At 63.9% G+C, this 15,740-nt stretch carries 13 protein-coding genes; 6 read left to right on the forward strand and 7 right to left on the reverse strand.

Translation table 11 applies throughout. From position 1 onward, the window contains the following. From G3N62_RS11395 to G3N62_RS11405, 3 genes are all read left to right on the forward strand, one after another. Positions 1-1,396, forward strand: a 1,396-nt coding sequence (locus G3N62_RS11395; protein WP_206141237.1) for an aminopeptidase family protein P, incomplete at its 5' end; no start/stop codon positions are given. A 66-nt stretch (positions 1,397-1,462) separates the two neighbouring features. Beyond that, positions 1,463-2,014 carry a cysteine hydrolase family protein gene (locus G3N62_RS11400; protein WP_034187495.1) on the forward strand — a complete coding sequence of 184 codons (552 nt, stop codon included), beginning with the start codon at positions 1,463-1,465 and terminating at the stop codon, positions 2,012-2,014. After that, positions 2,011-2,634, forward strand: a complete 624-nt coding sequence (locus tag G3N62_RS11405; RefSeq protein WP_049028997.1) for an HAD family phosphatase — start codon at positions 2,011-2,013, stop codon at positions 2,632-2,634. Before G3N62_RS11400 ends, G3N62_RS11405 begins: the two co-directional genes overlap by 4 nt. Before the next feature lie 137 nt (positions 2,635-2,771). Here G3N62_RS11405 and ettA read toward each other — a convergent pair whose 3' ends face one another. The 3 genes from ettA to gcvA all read right to left on the reverse strand — a co-directional run bounded on the left by ettA (position 2,772) and on the right by gcvA (position 5,958). Continuing rightward, positions 2,772-4,439, reverse strand: a complete 1,668-nt coding sequence (gene ettA / locus G3N62_RS11410) for an energy-dependent translational throttle protein EttA (RefSeq protein WP_006494122.1) — start codon at positions 4,437-4,439, stop codon at positions 2,772-2,774. Positions 4,440-4,625: 186 nt separating this feature from the next. Continuing rightward, positions 4,626-4,934: a DUF3761 domain-containing protein gene (locus tag G3N62_RS11415; RefSeq protein ID WP_069705994.1), complete on the reverse strand. Its 309-nt coding sequence runs from the start codon at positions 4,932-4,934 to the stop codon at positions 4,626-4,628. Positions 4,935-5,040: 106 nt separating this feature from the next. Next, positions 5,041-5,958 carry a transcriptional regulator GcvA gene (gene gcvA / locus G3N62_RS11420; protein ID WP_124670898.1) on the reverse strand — a complete coding sequence of 306 codons (918 nt, stop codon included), beginning with the start codon at positions 5,956-5,958 and terminating at the stop codon, positions 5,041-5,043. A 193-nt stretch (positions 5,959-6,151) separates the two neighbouring features. Between gcvA and G3N62_RS11425 the strand changes: the two genes are divergently transcribed. From G3N62_RS11425 to gabP, 3 genes are all read left to right on the forward strand, one after another. After that, complete coding sequence (locus tag G3N62_RS11425; protein ID WP_124670897.1) at positions 6,152-7,417, forward strand: MFS transporter; 1,266 nt, start codon at positions 6,152-6,154, stop codon at positions 7,415-7,417. Between the two features lie 81 nt (positions 7,418-7,498). Then, on the forward strand, positions 7,499-7,834 hold the full coding sequence (locus G3N62_RS11430; protein ID WP_034187490.1) for an MmcQ/YjbR family DNA-binding protein: 336 nt from the start codon (positions 7,499-7,501) through the stop codon (positions 7,832-7,834). A 367-nt stretch (positions 7,835-8,201) separates the two neighbouring features. Beyond that, positions 8,202-9,593 (forward strand): GABA permease, encoded by a 1,392-nt coding sequence (gene gabP, locus G3N62_RS11435; RefSeq protein ID WP_034187489.1) that lies wholly within the window; start codon positions 8,202-8,204, stop codon positions 9,591-9,593. Between the two features lie 314 nt (positions 9,594-9,907). Here gabP and G3N62_RS11440 read toward each other — a convergent pair whose 3' ends face one another. The 4 genes from G3N62_RS11440 to G3N62_RS11455 form a co-directional block, all read right to left on the reverse strand. After that, positions 9,908-10,330: a hypothetical protein gene (locus G3N62_RS11440; protein ID WP_076892507.1), complete on the reverse strand. Its 423-nt coding sequence runs from the start codon at positions 10,328-10,330 to the stop codon at positions 9,908-9,910. Continuing rightward, positions 10,314-11,969: a hypothetical protein gene (locus G3N62_RS11445; protein ID WP_080498871.1), complete on the reverse strand. Its 1,656-nt coding sequence runs from the start codon at positions 11,967-11,969 to the stop codon at positions 10,314-10,316. Before G3N62_RS11445 ends, G3N62_RS11440 begins: the two co-directional genes overlap by 17 nt. 404 nt (positions 11,970-12,373) lie before the next feature. Continuing rightward, entirely contained in the window at positions 12,374-14,062 is a 1,689-nt protein-coding gene (locus G3N62_RS11450; protein ID WP_058040331.1) for a site-specific integrase, read from the reverse strand. After that, positions 14,055-15,320 carry a site-specific integrase gene (locus G3N62_RS11455; protein WP_124670896.1) on the reverse strand — a complete coding sequence of 422 codons (1,266 nt, stop codon included), beginning with the start codon at positions 15,318-15,320 and terminating at the stop codon, positions 14,055-14,057. Before G3N62_RS11455 ends, G3N62_RS11450 begins: the two co-directional genes overlap by 8 nt. Positions 15,321-15,740 lie beyond the last annotated feature (420 nt).

The following is a 15,740-nucleotide window of genomic DNA, read 5'->3' on the forward strand; positions in this document are numbered from 1 at the left end:
TCGCGGCATCGCGCTGCGCACCGATCTCGACCTGCTCGACGCGATCTGGCCGGAGCGGCCGGGGTTGCCCGGCGACGCTGTGTTCGAGCATACGGCGCCGCAGGCCGACACGACGCGCGCGAGCAAGCTGGCCGAGGTGCGTCGCGCGATGCACGCGCAGGGCGCGCAGTGGCATTTCGTGTCGACGCTCGACGATCTCGCCTGGCTGTTCAACCTGCGCGGCGCCGACGTCAACTTCAATCCCGTGTTCGTTGCGCACGCAATGATCGGCGCCGATCGCGCGACGCTGTTCATCGCCGACGGCAAGGTGTCGCCGGCGCTGGCCGAGTCGCTCGCGCGGGACGGCGTCGACGTCCGTGCGTACGGCGACGCGCGCGCGTCGCTCGCGGCGTTGCCCGCCGGCGCGACGCTGCTGATCGACCCGCGCCGCGTGACGTTCGGCACGCTCGAGGCCGTGCCGGCCGGCGTGAAGCTCGTCGAGGCGGTGAATCCGTCGACGTTCGCGAAGTCGCGCAAGACGTCCGCCGAGATCGAACACGTGCGCGTGACGATGGAACACGACGGCGCCGCGCTCGCGGAATTCTTCGCATGGTTCGAGCAGGCCGTGAACCGCGAGACGATTACCGAGCTGACGATCGAGGAGAAGCTCACGGCCGCACGCGCACGGCGCCCCGGCTACGTGTCGGCGAGCTTCGCGACGATCGCGGGCTTCAACGCGAACGGCGCGATGCCGCACTACCACGCGACCCGCGAGTCGCACGCGACGATCGCCGGCGACGGCCTGCTGCTGATCGATTCGGGCGGCCAGTACATGACGGGCACGACCGACATCACGCGCGTCGTGCCGGTCGGCACCGTCAGCGACCTGCAGCGGCGCGATTTCACGATCGTGCTGAAATCGATGATGGCGCTGTCGCGCGCACGCTTCCCGCGCGGCATCCGCTCGCCGATGCTCGACGCGATCGCGCGCGCGCCGATGTGGGCGGCCGGGCTCGATTACGGCCACGGCACCGGGCATGGCGTCGGCTATTTCCTGAACGTGCACGAAGGCCCGCAGGTCATCTCGCACTACGCGCCGGCCGAGCCGTACACGGCGATGGAAGAAGGCATGATCACGTCGATCGAGCCTGGCGTATACCGTCCGGGCCAGTGGGGCATCCGGATCGAGAACCTGGTCGTGAACCGCGCGGCCGGAAAGACGGAGTTCGGCGATTTTCTCGCGTTCGAGACGCTGACGCTGTGCCCGATCGACACGCGCTGCGTGCTGATCGAGATGCTGCACGACGAGGAACGCGCATGGCTGAACACGTATCACGCGACGGTGCGCGAGCGCGTCGGCAGGCACGTGAGCGGCGATGCGAAAGCGTGGCTCGACGCGCGCACGCAGCCGATCTGACGCCGCCGGCGGCAACGGCCGGACCATCAGCCGACATAAGCCGAACGACAGAACCGAGGGCAAGCCATGACGGACACCGCAGTGATCGTGATCGACATGCAGCGCGGGCTGGTGGAGCGGGCGCGGCCTGCCTACCGGCTCGACGAGGTCGTGTCGGGCATCAACCGGTTGACGGCGGCCGCGCGCGCGGCCAACGCGCCCGTCTGTTTCGTGCAGCACGACGGCGATGCGGACGACGACATCGTGCCCGGCACGCCGGGCTGGGAGCTGCATGCGGGGCTGGTCGTCGGCGGCGACGACTGGCGCGTGCGCAAGCAGGTGAGCGATTCGTTCCACGACACGCCGCTCGCGGCGCAGCTCGATCGGCACGGCATCCGTTCGGTGCTGATCTGCGGTTATGCGACGGAGTTCTGCGTCGATTCGGCCGCGCGCCGCGCCGCGCTGCTCGGCTACCGGACGACCGTCGTGTCCGACCTGCACACGACGAACGAGCGTGCGCACCTGTCGGCCGCGCAGATCGTCGCGCACCACCACTTCATCTGGAACAACAACTCGCTGTCGGGCAACGCGGTGACGCCGCGTCCGCTCGCGGAAGTCCTTGCTGCGGAGTTTGCATGACGATCAAGGCCGTGGTGTTCGATTTCGGCGGCGTGCTGATCGACTGGAGCCCCGAGTACCTTTACCGTGAGCTGATTCCAGACGAAACCGAGCGTCGCTGGTTTCTCACGCACGTGTGCGCGATGGACTGGGTGATCCGCCAGGACGGCGGGCAGACGATCGAGGAAGGCACGGCCGAGCTCGTCGCGAAGTTTCCGGAGCACGAGGCGCTGATCCGCGCGTTCTATGCGCGCTGGCACGAGATGATCCGCGGCGTGCTGGAAGAGGGCGCCGCGCTCGTCGACCGGCTGGACGCGCAGGGGATGCCGCTGTTCGGCCTGACGAACTGGTCCGCGCAGACGTTTCCGTACGCGTGGGACAACTTCCCGGTGCTGCGGCGATTCAGGGACATCGTCGTGTCGGGCCGCGTGAAGCTCGTGAAACCCGATCCGGCGATCTATCGCGAGATGCATGCGCGGATCGTGCCGCACCTGCCGGGTATCGCGCCGCACGAGCTCGTGTTCATCGACGACAACGCGAAGAATGCGCAGGCCGCGACGGCGCTCGGCTGGCACGGCATTCATCACACGAGCGCGGCGGCGACCGAGGCACGGTTGCGCGAACTGGGCGCGCTCGCGTAAGCGACAGCGGGCGACCGCGCGGCGATAAAAAAAGCGGGCCACGGGCCCGCTTTTTCGTTCTGCCGATCCGGAGGCGGCCGCCTCGGGCATTCGGCCCCGCGTTGCCGCGGTGCCGGATGCCCAGGCCGGCGTGCCGGTCAGCGGCTGATCGGCTTGTAGCGCAGACGCTTCGGCTTCGCGGCTTCCTCGCCGAGGCGCGCACGCTTGTCGGCTTCGTACTCCTGGTAGTTGCCGTCGAAGAACGTGACCTGCGAATCGCCTTCGAACGCGAGGATGTGCGTCGCGATCCGGTCGAGGAACCAGCGATCGTGCGAGATCACCATCACCGAGCCCGCGAATTCGAGCAGCGCGTCTTCCAGCGCGCGCAGCGTTTCGACGTCGAGGTCGTTCGACGGTTCGTCGAGCAGCAGCACGTTGCCGCCCGAGATCAGCGTCTTCGCGAGGTGCAGACGGCCGCGTTCACCGCCGGACAGGTTGCCGACGATCTTCTGCTGGTCGCCGCCCTTGAAGTTGAAGCGGCCGATGTACGCCCGCGACGGCGTTTCGTACTTGCCGACCGTCAGCACGTCGGCGCCGCCCGAGATTTCCTCGAACACCGTCTTCGAGCCGTCGAGCGCGTCGCGGCTCTGGTCGACGTACGCGAGCTTCACCGTCGGGCCCATCACGACTTCACCCGAATCCGGCTGTTCCTTGCCCGTGAGCATCTTGAACAGCGTCGACTTGCCGGCGCCGTTCGGGCCGATGATGCCGACGATCGCGCCGGCCGGAATCTTGAAGCTCAGGTTGTCGATCAGCAGGCGGTCGCCGAACGACTTGCTGACGTTCTTGAACTCGATCACTTCATTGCCGAGGCGTTCGCCGGCCGGAATGAAGATTTCCTGCGTTTCGTTGCGCTTCTGGTATTCCTGGCTGCTCAGTTCCTCGAAGCGCGCGATACGCGCCTTCGACTTCGCCTGACGGCCCTTCGGGTTCTGGCGCACCCATTCCAGTTCCTTCTTGATCGCCTTCTGGCGTGCCGATTCCGATGCTTCTTCCTGCTTCAGGCGCTCTTCCTTCTGGTCGAGCCAGCTGCTGTAGTTGCCCTTCCACGGAATGCCGTGGCCGCGGTCGAGTTCGAGAATCCACTCGGCTGCGTTGTCGAGGAAGTAGCGATCGTGCGTCACGGCGACGACCGTGCCGGGGAAGCGCACCAGGAACTGCTCGAGCCAGTCGACCGATTCGGCGTCGAGGTGGTTGGTCGGTTCGTCGAGCAGCAGCATGTCCGGTTTTTCGAGCAGCAGCTTGCACAGCGCGACGCGGCGCTTTTCACCGCCCGACAGATGCTCGATCTTCGCGTCCCAGGGCGGCAGGCGCAACGCGTCGGCCGCCACTTCGAGCTGCTGCTCGGGGCTGCCGCCGTCGCTCGACGCGAGGATCGCCTCGTACTTCGCCTGCTCGGCCGCGAGTGCGTCGAAATCGGCGTCCGGTTCCGCGTAGGCCGCGTAGATTTCTTCCAGCTTCTTGTTGGCCTGGAACAGGTCGCCGAGGCCTTCCTCGACGGCTTCGCGCACGGTCTTCGTCGGATCGAGCTGCGGTTCCTGCGGCAGGTAGCCGATGTTCAGGTTCGGCATCGGCGTGGCTTCGCCCTCGATGTCCTTGTCGACGCCCGCCATGATGCGGATCAGCGTCGACTTGCCCGAGCCGTTCAGGCCGAGCACGCCGATCTTCGCGCCGGGAAAGAACGACAGCGAGATGTCCTTCAGGATCTGGCGCTTGGGCGGCACGATCTTGCCGACCCGGTTCATCGTGAAAACGTATTGGGCCATTTCGGTGTGAAAGTCAGAAGTGGTTGAGACGGCCGCGCAGCGTGCGGGCGTGGCGGCGTCGGGTGATTCGGTACGGAGCGTGCCGCGCGGGGCGCGGCGGCGGCGCCGCGTGTCGGCGGCGCGAACGCGTATTGTACTTCGCCGCCGGCTGCCGCTGGCGCCGCGCAGCCGTCCGGATGCGTCGCGTTACAGCCACGCGGCGACGCCGCCGTGCCCCGAGCACGTGCCGCGTCGATGGCGGCTGAAGCTGTACGTGCCGTCGCGGCAGCGCGCGCTCGCCCCGTCCGGCACGCGGCCCGATTTCGAATGCGCGGGCGCGTGCACGGTCTCGCCGTCGCGGTTGCGATACGTGTCGTGACGGTCGAGATCGGCTTCGTTGCCGTAGCCGGGCGATGCGCGGTACGCGTGTGCGGGGTGGGGCAACGCGGCGCAGGTGACAAGGAAGACGGCGGACAGTGCCGCGATGCGTGTCGCGCGGCGGAACAGGGCAGGCATGGTCTCTCCCGGTCGGTTTGTTGTTATCGATGTCGGGCGGATCGCCCGCGCCGCATGTTAACGGATCGGCGCCCGACCGGTGCCGGCGCCGCGCGGCGGCGCGACGCTACGCCGCGCCGGACATCGACGCCGCGCCGTCCGCCTGCGCGGCCTCGAGAATCCAGCGGCGGAACGCGGCGACCTTCGGCCGCTCGGCGTGATGCGGGGGATAGACGAGGTAGTACGCGAAATCGTCGAGCCAGGCGACCTCGGCAAGCTGCACGAGTCGCCCGCTCGCCAGCTCTCCGCGCACCATCGCGGCCGGCAGCAGCCCGGCGCCCTGGCCGGCGACGATCGCCTGCAGCAGCAGGCCCGAGTCGTCGAACGCGGGGCCGCGCGGCGGCCCGAAATCGTCGATCCGCTGCGCGCCGAACCAGATGTGCCAGCCCTTGCGCTCGGCGTCGTGCAGGTGCGGCCAGCCGACGAGGTCGGCCGGCGTCGCCGGCCTGCCGAGCCGCGCGACGAGTTCGGGCGACGCGAGCGCGACGATCTCCACCGTCAGCAGGCGCTCGCTGCACAGCCCGATGTAGCGCCCGAGGCCGTGACGGATCGCGACATCGACGCCGTCGCGCGAGAAATCCGCGAGCGCGTGGCTCGTGACGACCTGCAGGTCGACGTCCGGGCACGCGTGCCGGAACTGCGCGAGGCGCGGGACGAGCCACGCGGACGCGAAGAACGGCGTGACGCTCACCGTCAGCACGCCGCTGTCGGCGGCGCCCGACACGCGCTGCGACGCGTCGGCGATCTGCCGGAACGCGTTGCGCACGGGCGGCAGGTAGTCGCGGCCGGCGGCCGTCAGCAGGATGCCGCGGTTCACGCGCTCGAACAGCTGCACGCCGAGATGCGCCTCGAGCGTGCGGATCATCTGGCTCACCGCGCCGGGCGTGACCGACAGCTCTTCGGCGGCCGACTTCACCGACAGGTGGCGGGCGGCAGCTTCGAAGGCGCGCAGGGCGTTGAGTGGCGGCAGACGGGAACGATTCATTCAGTTTTTCTAAAGCGAAAGGCCGACGAAATATCGTTTGAGGCCGCGTGTATGCGCGAGTACCGTTGATGTATCGGATCACACGTTGCGTGGCCGCGTTTCGGTAGCGGATGCGATCAACATAGTTCATCTATATCCATGAGGCAATCCGGGCGCTGCCCGGCGGCCGGTGGAACCTGAGAGGAGCATCGTCATGAACCGCCCGGGCGCATCGCGCCTCTTCTACGGCTGGTACGTGGTCGCGGCCGCGTTCGCCGTCACGTTGGTCGGGTTCGGCAGCGCGTATACGTTCAGCGCGTTCGTCGAGTCGCTGCAGCGGGATTTCGCCGCGTCGCGCGGGCAGATTTCGCTCGTGTTCTCGCTCGCCGGCTTCCTGTATTTCGGTTTCGGCATCGTCAGCGGGCCGCTGGCCGATCGCTTCGGCTCGCGGCGGCTCGCCGTCGCCGGGATGTTGCTGACCGGCGCGGGGCTCGCGGCGGCCGGCGCGGCGCACACGCTGCTGCAGGTCTATGTCGCGTACGGGCTCGGGGTCGGACTCGGCGTCGGCTGCGCGTACGTGCCGGCCGTCGGTGCCGTGCAGCGCTGGTTCGTGCGCCGGCGCGGCTTCGCGTCGGGGCTCGCGGTCGCGGGGATCGGCGTCGGCACGCTCGTGATGCCGCCGCTCGCGTCCGCGCTGATCGCGCATGCCGGCTGGCGCGGCGCGTATTTCACGCTCGCCGTGATCGCGGTCGTGCTGGGCGCAGGCATGTCGCTGCTGATCGAGAACGATCCGCGCGGGCGCGGACTGCTGCCCGATGGCGATGCGGCCGACGATGACGGCCGGCATGCCGGTGCCGCCTCGGCCCGTGTGAAGGTGCAGGCCGAGGCGACCGTGCGCGAAGCCGTCACGTCGCGGCCGTTCGCGAGCCTCTACGCGGCATGCCTCGTGTGCTCGTTCGGCGTGTTCGTCCCGTTCGTTCACCTCGTGCCGTACGCGCTCGATCACGGCGTCGCGCCGCCCACGGCCGTGCTGCTGCTCGGGGCGATCGGCGTCGGCAGCACGGCCGGGCGCTTCTTCCTCGGCGGCCTGGCCGACCGCTTCGGCCGCCGCGCATCGCTGCTGGCGATGTTCGCCGGCATGGCCGTGGCGCTCGTCGCATGGGCGGGGGCAGGCACCGTCGCGACGCTCGCCGCGTTCGCGCTCGTGTTCGGCGTGTTTTATGGCGGCTGGGTCGCCGTGCTGCCGGCGGTCGTGATGGACTATTTCGGCGGGCGCAACGTGAGCGCGATCATCGGCATCCTGTACACGAGCGTCGCGTTCGGCACGCTGATCGGCCCGGCCGCCGCCGGCTTCATCTTCGACGCGGGCGGCGGCTATCTCGTGCCGATCCTCGCGAGCGCCGCCGCGAATGCGATCGCGTTCGCGATCGTCGCGACGACCGGACGGGCGCCGGCGGCCGCGCGCGCAACCGGCGGATAGGCGCATCCGGCTGGGCGCGCCGCGCGATTTCCGGTAGCGTGGCCGGACCGGCAACCATCGGCCAACGGTCAGGGAGGCATCGTGACATTCGACGACGTCCGGCAGATCGCGCTCGCGTGGCGCGGTGTCGAGGAGGGCACGTCGTACGGCACGCCCGCACTCAAGGTGAAGGGCAGGATGCTCGCGCGGCTGCGCGAGGACGGCGACACGCTTGTCGTGAAGGGTGTCGGCCCCGACGAGCGCGCCTGGCTGATCGAATCGGAACCCGACGTGTATTACGTGACCGATCACTATGCCGGCTGGCCGATCGTGCTGGTCCGCCTGTCGGTCGCGCACCCCGACGCCGTGAAAAACCTGCTTCTGCGCGAATGGCACGCGATCGTCCCGGCCAGGTGGCGGGACGAAGCGGCGCACTGACGGCGCGGAATCCGGCACCACGCCGGATCAAGCGTTGCATCGGTTCGCATCGATGCAACGAGTGGTTCCATCGAAATTCTTCAATTGGTTCTTAGTGACGAACCGTTTGATGCTTACACTCCTTCGCTTCGAAGGCGGCTGACGACAGCCGATGGAAAGGGCGCACGCGATGCGCCGGCGTCTTGCACGCCGCATCGCACCCGCAGCTTCGCAGACTGCGTGGGCGCACCGACCCGAACGGCCCCACCTGGCCTCACGCCCGCGTACGACGCACGCACGGCCGCAGCCGGAATCAAGAACGACAACGCCCCGCGCCGCCTTCACGCGACACCCGGTCATACCGGAACCGTTTTTTGGAGAGAGACAGATGAGTGGAAGCAACACGGGCCTCGGCACGGGCCTGAAGCAGCGTCACGTGACGATGATGTCGATTGCCGGCGTCATCGGCGCGGGCTTGTTCGTCGGCTCCGGCCACGCGATCGCGGAAGCCGGTCCGGCATCGATCCTCGCGTATGCGATCGCGGGCGTGCTGGTCGTGCTGGTGATGCGCATGCTCGGCGAAATGGCCGTCGCGCATCCGGACAGCGGGTCGTTCTCGACCTATGCCGATCGCGCGATCGGCCATTGGGCCGGCTTCACGATCGGCTGGCTGTACTGGTGGTTCTGGGTGCTCGTGATCCCGATCGAGGCGACGGCCGCCGCGACCATCCTCAATGCATGGTTCCCGGGCGTCGCGACGTGGATCTTCGCGCTCGGCATCACGCTGCTGCTTACCCTCACCAACCTCTTCTCCGTCAAGAACTACGGCGAATTCGAATTCTGGTTCGCGCTGATCAAGGTCGTCGCGATCGTCGTGTTCCTGTGCATCGGCGGCGCGGCGATCGTCGGAATCATCCCGGCGCCCGCCGTATCGGGCGTGTCGAACCTGTTCGCGCATCGCGGCTTCATGCCGAACGGTGCCGGCGCGGTGCTGGCGGCGATGCTGACGACGATGTTCTCGTTCCTCGGCACCGAGATCGTGACGATCGCGGCCGCCGAATCGGACAACCCGCAACGCCAGATCGTGCGCGCGACCAACTCGGTCATCTGGCGCATCACGCTGTTCTATCTCGGCTCGATCCTGATCGTCGCGGCCATCGTGCCGTGGAACGACCCGCTGCTGCCGAAGCACGGCTCGTATCAGCGCGCGATGGAATTGATCGGCGTCCCGAACGCGAAAGCGATCATCGACGTGATCGTGCTCGTGTCGGTCGCCAGTTGCCTGAATTCGGCGCTGTACACCGCGTCGCGGATGCTGTTCTCGCTGTCGAAGCGCAAGGACGCGCCGGCGTTCCTGCATCGCACCGATTCGACCGGCACGCCGCGCGCGGCCGTGCTCGCGTCGACCGCATTCGGCTTCGTGACCGTGATCGCGAACTACCTGATGCCGGAGCAGGTGTTCGGCTTCCTGCTCGCGACGTCGGGCGCGATCGCGCTGCTCGTGTATCTGGTGATCGCGATCTCGCAACTGCGGATGCGCAAGACGCTCGAATCGACCGGCGCCGACCTGACGCTGCGCATGTGGCTGTTCCCGTGGCTCACGTGGGCGGTGATCCTGTTCATCTGTGGCACGCTGACCGTGATGTTCGTCAGCGAGGAGCATCGGATGGAAGTGGGGGCGACGGCCGTGCTGGCGTTGATCGTGCTGCTGGCGTCGTGGCTGAACAAGCGTGGGCGCGATGCGCAGGCGAGCGCGGGGCGGCGGGTGTCGGCGACCTGATGTCATGACGAAGCGGCGGCGGACGCACGGCGTTCGCCGCTGGCTGGCGGAACGTCCCGCAATGAAAATGGCCCGACGGCGCTTGCCGTCGGGCCATTCGTTTTTCGTGCCGGGCACGTGTTGCGCGATGCCGCGCGATTCACACGGCATCGGTCGATGCAACGCTCAGACGTTGAAAAAGCACCCCGGAATACAGGGACTATGGACAACGTCGTAAGTGATTGTTCTATTTAAAAAATGCATTGTCGTTTGAATGTCCATGCCTTCTCGTGCATCCGGACTCGTTTTAGGATTCGGATGTCCATAGCCGAAAGTTACTTCCGTAACGGCGTTGGAGGGGGAAGTAAATCATCGAGCCGGCCCTGCAAGCAAGCCTTTTCCTGGAGAAGTTCGAGCACCATGCGCTCTGCATTAAGGAGCTGTGCCTGTGCGTGGTCGCGCTGGTCCTCAAGCTTCCTGACCTTTGCCGCTAAGTCGTCCCTGGCGCGCCTCCGTCGGTCTTGGCGTTCCCGCTGCACCGCCTTCTCTTGACCATTGATTTCTACCCATGCCTGTATCTCACGAATCAGCGCCGGGTAACGCACCTTCTTAAGGGCGGTGGGGTCGGTACCAGCCTCCTTGGCGACGTTGTTCTGGCTTACAGGAGTGCCACGCGGCAGCAACTGAGGCTCGTCGGCTTTCAAGCGCTCGAAGGCTGAGCGGAATCGTTGTTCTGCCGTTTCACTTGCGGATGACATCGAGGTAGTTCCTTAGGCCGTGCGCTTCGGCTTGTAGGGCCCGCTGGCGGGGGCTTCCTGGCTGAGCGTCGTCAAATCGTCGCTCGACGCTTTTAAGCTGCCGCTCGACGGACGCCTGTTTTGTCCTGTCGTATATCGCGTCGCGGCAAGGCTTATCGCCGTCACCGCCCGCACACCGCGCAGCCGACTCGATGCCGCCATAGTCGCAGTGGCCCCGCTTCGTGCAGCCTCCAAGTCGGGTTTCCCGAAACGAAACCTCGCCTGTGCAGCCAGCTTTGACGAGCGCATTGAAGTCCTTTGTGCCAATTAGGTTGACAACAATCTCCTGCTTGCGCTGCTCGCCCAGCGGGGAAACGTAGCGGCCCTCCACGAGGGCTTCAATTTGCCTGGCCACAACCTCGTATCGGGCTGCCACGGTCTGCTCCTCGAAGTCCTTGTTGAAGCGAACCCGGCTGTAGTTCTGGCCGTAGTATCGGGTCTGTAGCAGCGTAAGGTGCTTCATGATGACCTGGATTGAACTGTCGCTCAAAAGTCCACTCGCGAACATGTGAATTGCGCCGGTGCGGCGGAGCTGGTGATAGGCCAACGGCCAAATTTCGCCAACCTCGAATTTCCCGCCTTTGTCCAGGTTCGGGGTGAACATGCGAGCAACGACCAGGTCGTCCTCGGTAATCTTGAGCTGCTCGGGTTCAAAAAGGCGCGGGTACCTTTGCATCAACGATAGGAAGCTGGGCACCTTTGGGCGTGTCGAGTAAGGTCGCCATCCGCCCGGACCGCATGCCCACGGTTCGAACGCCGTGTGGAACAAGTGCGGGTTAGCTTTGTCGTCGTCGCTGCAGTTAACCTCTGGATTGACAGCCGCGCACTGCATACGCAATTTCATCACCACAGTCATGGCGTCGACACCCACTTCGACACTGGGGCTCGTTGGCCACCGAGCGTCACTGTCCGGGTCGGTCTTGGTGGTTTCGCCGCAAATGACGGGGATGTGGCCTAGCACAGCGTCCTGCTCCCACATGAGGCAATCTGCCCTCAATGCAGCAGCCTCTTCTCGCCGTTGGAGCGTGAAGTTCGCGATGTACGAGAATCCTGCCAATTGAACCAACGACAGGTACGCACTGAAAGACCTGATGTCGATATTTCCCCTCGGGGGAAGGACCCACTTGTGAAGGAGTGCGTCGATACCAAATCTGCGAGCGGTAAGCTCGAAGGGACCATGGTACTGTCGGCCGTTCCGCGCTCCGGCCCCCTTTCTCTGCGCGGTAAACGGGCGGTGGATGCTCAGTGGTCGTTTAGTGACGAGCGCAGCCTCGAGCGAGCCGAAGTTATGGGCATATGCGTCGACGCAGAAGTTGAAGCAGTTTTCGACTTGCTGCCTGTGAGTGAGGAATTCGTCGAGGCACTCTCTCAGTCGCAAAACCTGGTACGTCCAGATGCGTGGAGGGATGTAAGCGGTTTGCTCCACGTCATCTTCGTCATCCGCTCCTGCAAAGGCTTTGGAGAGGCGGGCGATGCCCGTCTCGTCTATTAGCGTAAAGCCAATCTGGTCCTTCGCGCGAAGTAGCCGGTCCAAGGTGACCAGTATGCTTTTTCTCTCTTTTGCGCCTGGATACAACCCCGGTACCTGTTGCAGCACCATTGGGAACCGGGTGAGAGTGCTCGCAAGAACACCTTCTCGGTCGCAAAGGACCACAATCCGACGTAAGCGGTAGAAGAGATTCCGGAGATGGGTCCAGCTTCGCGTGCCCCGAGGACCCCACAGTATCCAAGTGGCCAACAGCCTCATTATGTGCTGGTTCTCGGGGCTCAGCGATGGGACGCTACGTCCGTGTCGCCCTCCGGCGAAATCGAGCTTGAAGCTGTACCCCGCCCATGCAGAGAAATCCCAATAGGGTCCGCCCCACCGTGAGAGGGGATTGCCTTCTGCGTCTTCACTCACGACCCAGTCCGCTGGCGGCGGCCAGTCTGGCGGCCGATAGCATGCACTGTCAGGTGTAATCGGGGCGTCGGACAGTTTCAGCCCAAGTGCGGAGACGGACAGGTTCACGCCGTACCCTCTAGATTTGAGATTTCGTCTCGGAAATTCGGGTGGAAATCGTCCTCCGCGACGCGTGCCTGCGCCTCGTTCACCCACCCGCGTCTGACTTCGTTGGACTGCTCAAACCACTTCAACTTCTCGTGGATGCGGTCGATAGCATGCTTCGAAGGCGGAACGTCCCCATCGCGTTGCGGTAACCGCGCCATGCTCAACTCGATAACCTTAAGATGCTTGAAACTCGTGAGTGCCCAGACATAATCAAGCGAGTTCACGTCGCGGTGGTTCTCGCACCACAAGCACCCGGACGCCCTCATGCAATCGGGCTTCGGTGCCTCCTTGGGAATCCCTGCTACCTCTTTTGGGGTGCCGGTGCAACCACCTGGTGCCACAGCTTGCGTCCTTGTCGAATGAGGGTCGAACTTCGACCAGAACCGAGTAGTCTCGACCATTGCACGCTGAAGGCTTGGCCGCTCATACACCCTAAGCAGTGTCTGCTTCGTATGCTGCGCCATTTCAGCGGTCAGGTCAGGGTCGGCTGTCATGCGCAGCAGCCAGTTCACTCGTGTGTTTCGCAATGAGCGGGGCGAGACAAAGGGGACATCTAGCTCCTTACAAATCCCCCGAAGCCGGTGCCCCTGGAATCTTCGCTCCGGCCTGCTTTCGTAGATTCCAATGAAGGGAAAGAGTCGATTCGAATATGGGGCTACGTTCTTGCGCCACTCAAGATAGCGCTCAAAGTGTGACTTATATTCCTTGAATACCTCAAATAGCACCGTGCCGCCGCGACGGTCTTTACGTTCTTTAACTTGATAACCGTCAAGGTGACTCACGTAGAAGAAGTGACGTAGCTCGAGTTTGAGTGCTTGTGCGAGGTTCATCCCCGTTTGAGCGATGAACATTAGCAGCTCAGCCTCTATCCGCAAATTAGCGAGTGGGTACCGCTCCCCCAGTCGTGCTTCTTGCTCTAATCGCTGTTGCCATCCTTTGTCTCCATTGCGAGTTAGTGCCTTCCCGCACGTCAGTTTGATTTCAACGGGGAGGGGGGCTTCAAGAACCGTTTGGAGAGCCAACCCATCACAGAGGTCCTGCAGCAAATGTCCGAAGGCGAAAGTTTCGCTCAAGTTCTGCTTCTCTGCCTGAACACCGACCGCAGCTTTACGCTGCCTCGGCGAGTCCAGCCGGGTCATCCCTATGACACTGGTGTGTCGTTCGAGGACGCGGTCCAAGAGCGTCCCGACCGTCGCACCATAGCCATAGGCTGAACGCATCGAGATAGGTCGATGCTCGGGATGGTGCTTGTTTAACGGCGTTCCCTTCTTCGTGCGCGTTCGGTGAAACAGCGAATCTGCCCACGCACAGTAAGTCTCGGTGACAGCTTCGAGGGTCAACGGGCGACACGTGCGGTCTGCAAACCCGAAGAAGCTCCTCAGGTAGCGGACCTGTGAGACCGCTGTCTCTCGAGAGCCGCCGCTACCGAGCCCCGCGCGGATTTCCTTGTACAGTTCGAATACGAGTTCCAGGCGGTCAAGCTGCGGGTCACCCAGCGCTCCGCTGGCTATCAACTGCTCAGCCTGGTCCGCTCTGGCGTCGGCACCACCCTTATAAAGCAGGATGTTCAGATTCCACGGTGTCTCCTTCGCTCCGAATTTGACGTCCTGGAAGCTCAAATCGGGTAGCCGAAGTTGGTCACGCATCTGCGTTGTCCCAATTTCTGTTGCAGAGTCCCGTAAATACTTCATTGAAGGCGGCTGCGAACTGCCCCTTCGCGCGGGTGTTCTCAAGGAACGTGATATAGCCCAAAGTGGTCCTCTCGTCCTTGTGAAGCATGGCGTCCCTAACGACCCTTATCGCGACGGACGTCTTGACCTTGTTGTCCAGTAGAATTTCCATCAACCAGGTCCCGAACGTGGCGCGAGACTGATGGAACCTAAAGCGTTGCATGAACTGCAGCCCACTCGCGACTGCTCGCCTTCTCATTTCATAAACCAACCGGTTCACCGTCTCGACGGTGTATGGTCGACCGCTTCGCGCAAGGAACAACAGGTTCTTATCATTCCGATGCGCCTTCGCTTCTCTCAGAAGGCGCGTTGTCGACGACGCATAAGTCTTCAAGTCGGCTAGAACTGCTTTGGGAACCATTAGCTCGCCAGCGACCGAAAACTTGGTGGACACGCCGGTTCCTGGCCCCACGCGAAGCAGATATATGCCAGGCGTATACAGGTCTTCACGTGCTGTCTGCAGGCTGGTCACGGTGAGGGTGGTGATGGTACCTGCGCGTGCTCCCGTGAAGAAGCCTGTGCTGAGCATCAGGTGCAGTTCCTCGATTTCGTGCTTTGCCGTGTATTCCAGCAGTTTGCCCATGTGCTGAGAGCGAAGCGGCAAAAGACCTTCCTCGAGTGTAGCGCCTACTCGCTTTCGGTTCGGGATTTTGAGGTCATTGGTCAAGCGGACCATGCTCCGCTTGAAGCCGGCTGCATCGTAGTAAGGGATGTTTGCAATCCGGTCAATCCACATCGGGCCGTCGGCGCATACGAGATTGTGCAAATCGGCGAACCGATAGAACTGAATGACGGTGCTCATGCAATTCGTCGCCGTGCTACCGGCCAGCATGCCTTTGTCGACCTCTTCAATCAGGTGCTTTCTGAACTTCCTAAGCACTTGTTCTTCTTTGCGAACAGGGAAGTGCCGCCAGTCAGCACCACGAACCTCAAGGAAGTCGGCATACCGGTTCAGGTGCTTCATCGTTCGTTTGGTCGTCTCGGCGTCAACCTGATTGGAGGCAGCCCTGTCTAAGGCCCACAAATTTGCTTCGTGCCAACTACTGCCGTCATTCCAGAAGATTTGCGGCAGACGGTCGATAGGCTTTTTCGATTGTCTTGTCCAGACCAGTTCCTCTTTCTCGGACAACGAGGCATCGAAGAATTCGTGACGAATGTATTCAAGCCGCGCCATCGCCTGCTCCAGCGAAGCTGTTTCGGATGGTCCTCCTTGACTCACCACGTGCAGGAGCGCACTGAACGAGCGAGGCTAAACCAAGTCTCAATCGGAGGGAGGCGGTGGCATCGTCGGTGAGTGGAGACGGATAATGTGTTGAGATTCGAGCAGCAGTTCTGGTGGCGCTCGCACTCCAGAACTCTCTGTGTACCAAAGCCGGTTCGCAATGGATGCTACTGCGGGTCAAGTATCCCGGAACAGGGGCTTGCCGGTCGGGCAGTTCTGCTCGGCAGCGGCCACGGCGGTCGGAGAGGCCTCTGATACCGGTGGTCGGCCGCGGACGAGTCGGACCGCTTACAAACAGCCTATGACTAATCCCATCTCGCTGCTCGATTTCTTGCCACATCGCATCCTCGCCAATTTACCCTCTCATAAATA

This window comes from Burkholderia sp. Tr-20355, from assembly GCF_017104685.1.
Taxonomy (GTDB): domain Bacteria; phylum Pseudomonadota; class Gammaproteobacteria; order Burkholderiales; family Burkholderiaceae; genus Burkholderia; species Burkholderia seminalis.

Bases quoted from the DNA above. Each gene is read 5' to 3' on its own strand.
- gabP (WP_034187489.1), top strand. From the start codon at position 8,202: ATGAGTGGAAGCAACACGGGCCTCGGCACGGGCCTGAAGCAGCGTCAC.
- G3N62_RS11445 (WP_080498871.1), bottom strand. From the start codon at position 11,969: ATGGTGCTGCAACAGGTACCGGGGTTGTATCCAGGCGCAAAAGAGAGA.
- G3N62_RS11425 (WP_124670897.1), top strand. From the start codon at position 6,152: ATGAACCGCCCGGGCGCATCGCGCCTCTTCTACGGCTGGTACGTGGTC.
- G3N62_RS11440 (WP_076892507.1), bottom strand. From the start codon at position 10,330: ATGTCATCCGCAAGTGAAACGGCAGAACAACGATTCCGCTCAGCCTTC.
- G3N62_RS11450 (WP_058040331.1), bottom strand. From the start codon at position 14,062: ATGCGTGACCAACTTCGGCTACCCGATTTGAGCTTCCAGGACGTCAAA.
- gcvA (WP_124670898.1), bottom strand. From the start codon at position 5,958: ATGAATCGTTCCCGTCTGCCGCCACTCAACGCCCTGCGCGCCTTCGAA.
- ettA (WP_006494122.1), bottom strand. From the start codon at position 4,439: ATGGCCCAATACGTTTTCACGATGAACCGGGTCGGCAAGATCGTGCCG.
- G3N62_RS11415 (WP_069705994.1), bottom strand. From the start codon at position 4,934: ATGCCTGCCCTGTTCCGCCGCGCGACACGCATCGCGGCACTGTCCGCC.
- G3N62_RS11405 (WP_049028997.1), top strand. From the start codon at position 2,011: ATGACGATCAAGGCCGTGGTGTTCGATTTCGGCGGCGTGCTGATCGAC.
- G3N62_RS11455 (WP_124670896.1), bottom strand. From the start codon at position 15,320: ATGGCGCGGCTTGAATACATTCGTCACGAATTCTTCGATGCCTCGTTG.
- G3N62_RS11400 (WP_034187495.1), top strand. From the start codon at position 1,463: ATGACGGACACCGCAGTGATCGTGATCGACATGCAGCGCGGGCTGGTG.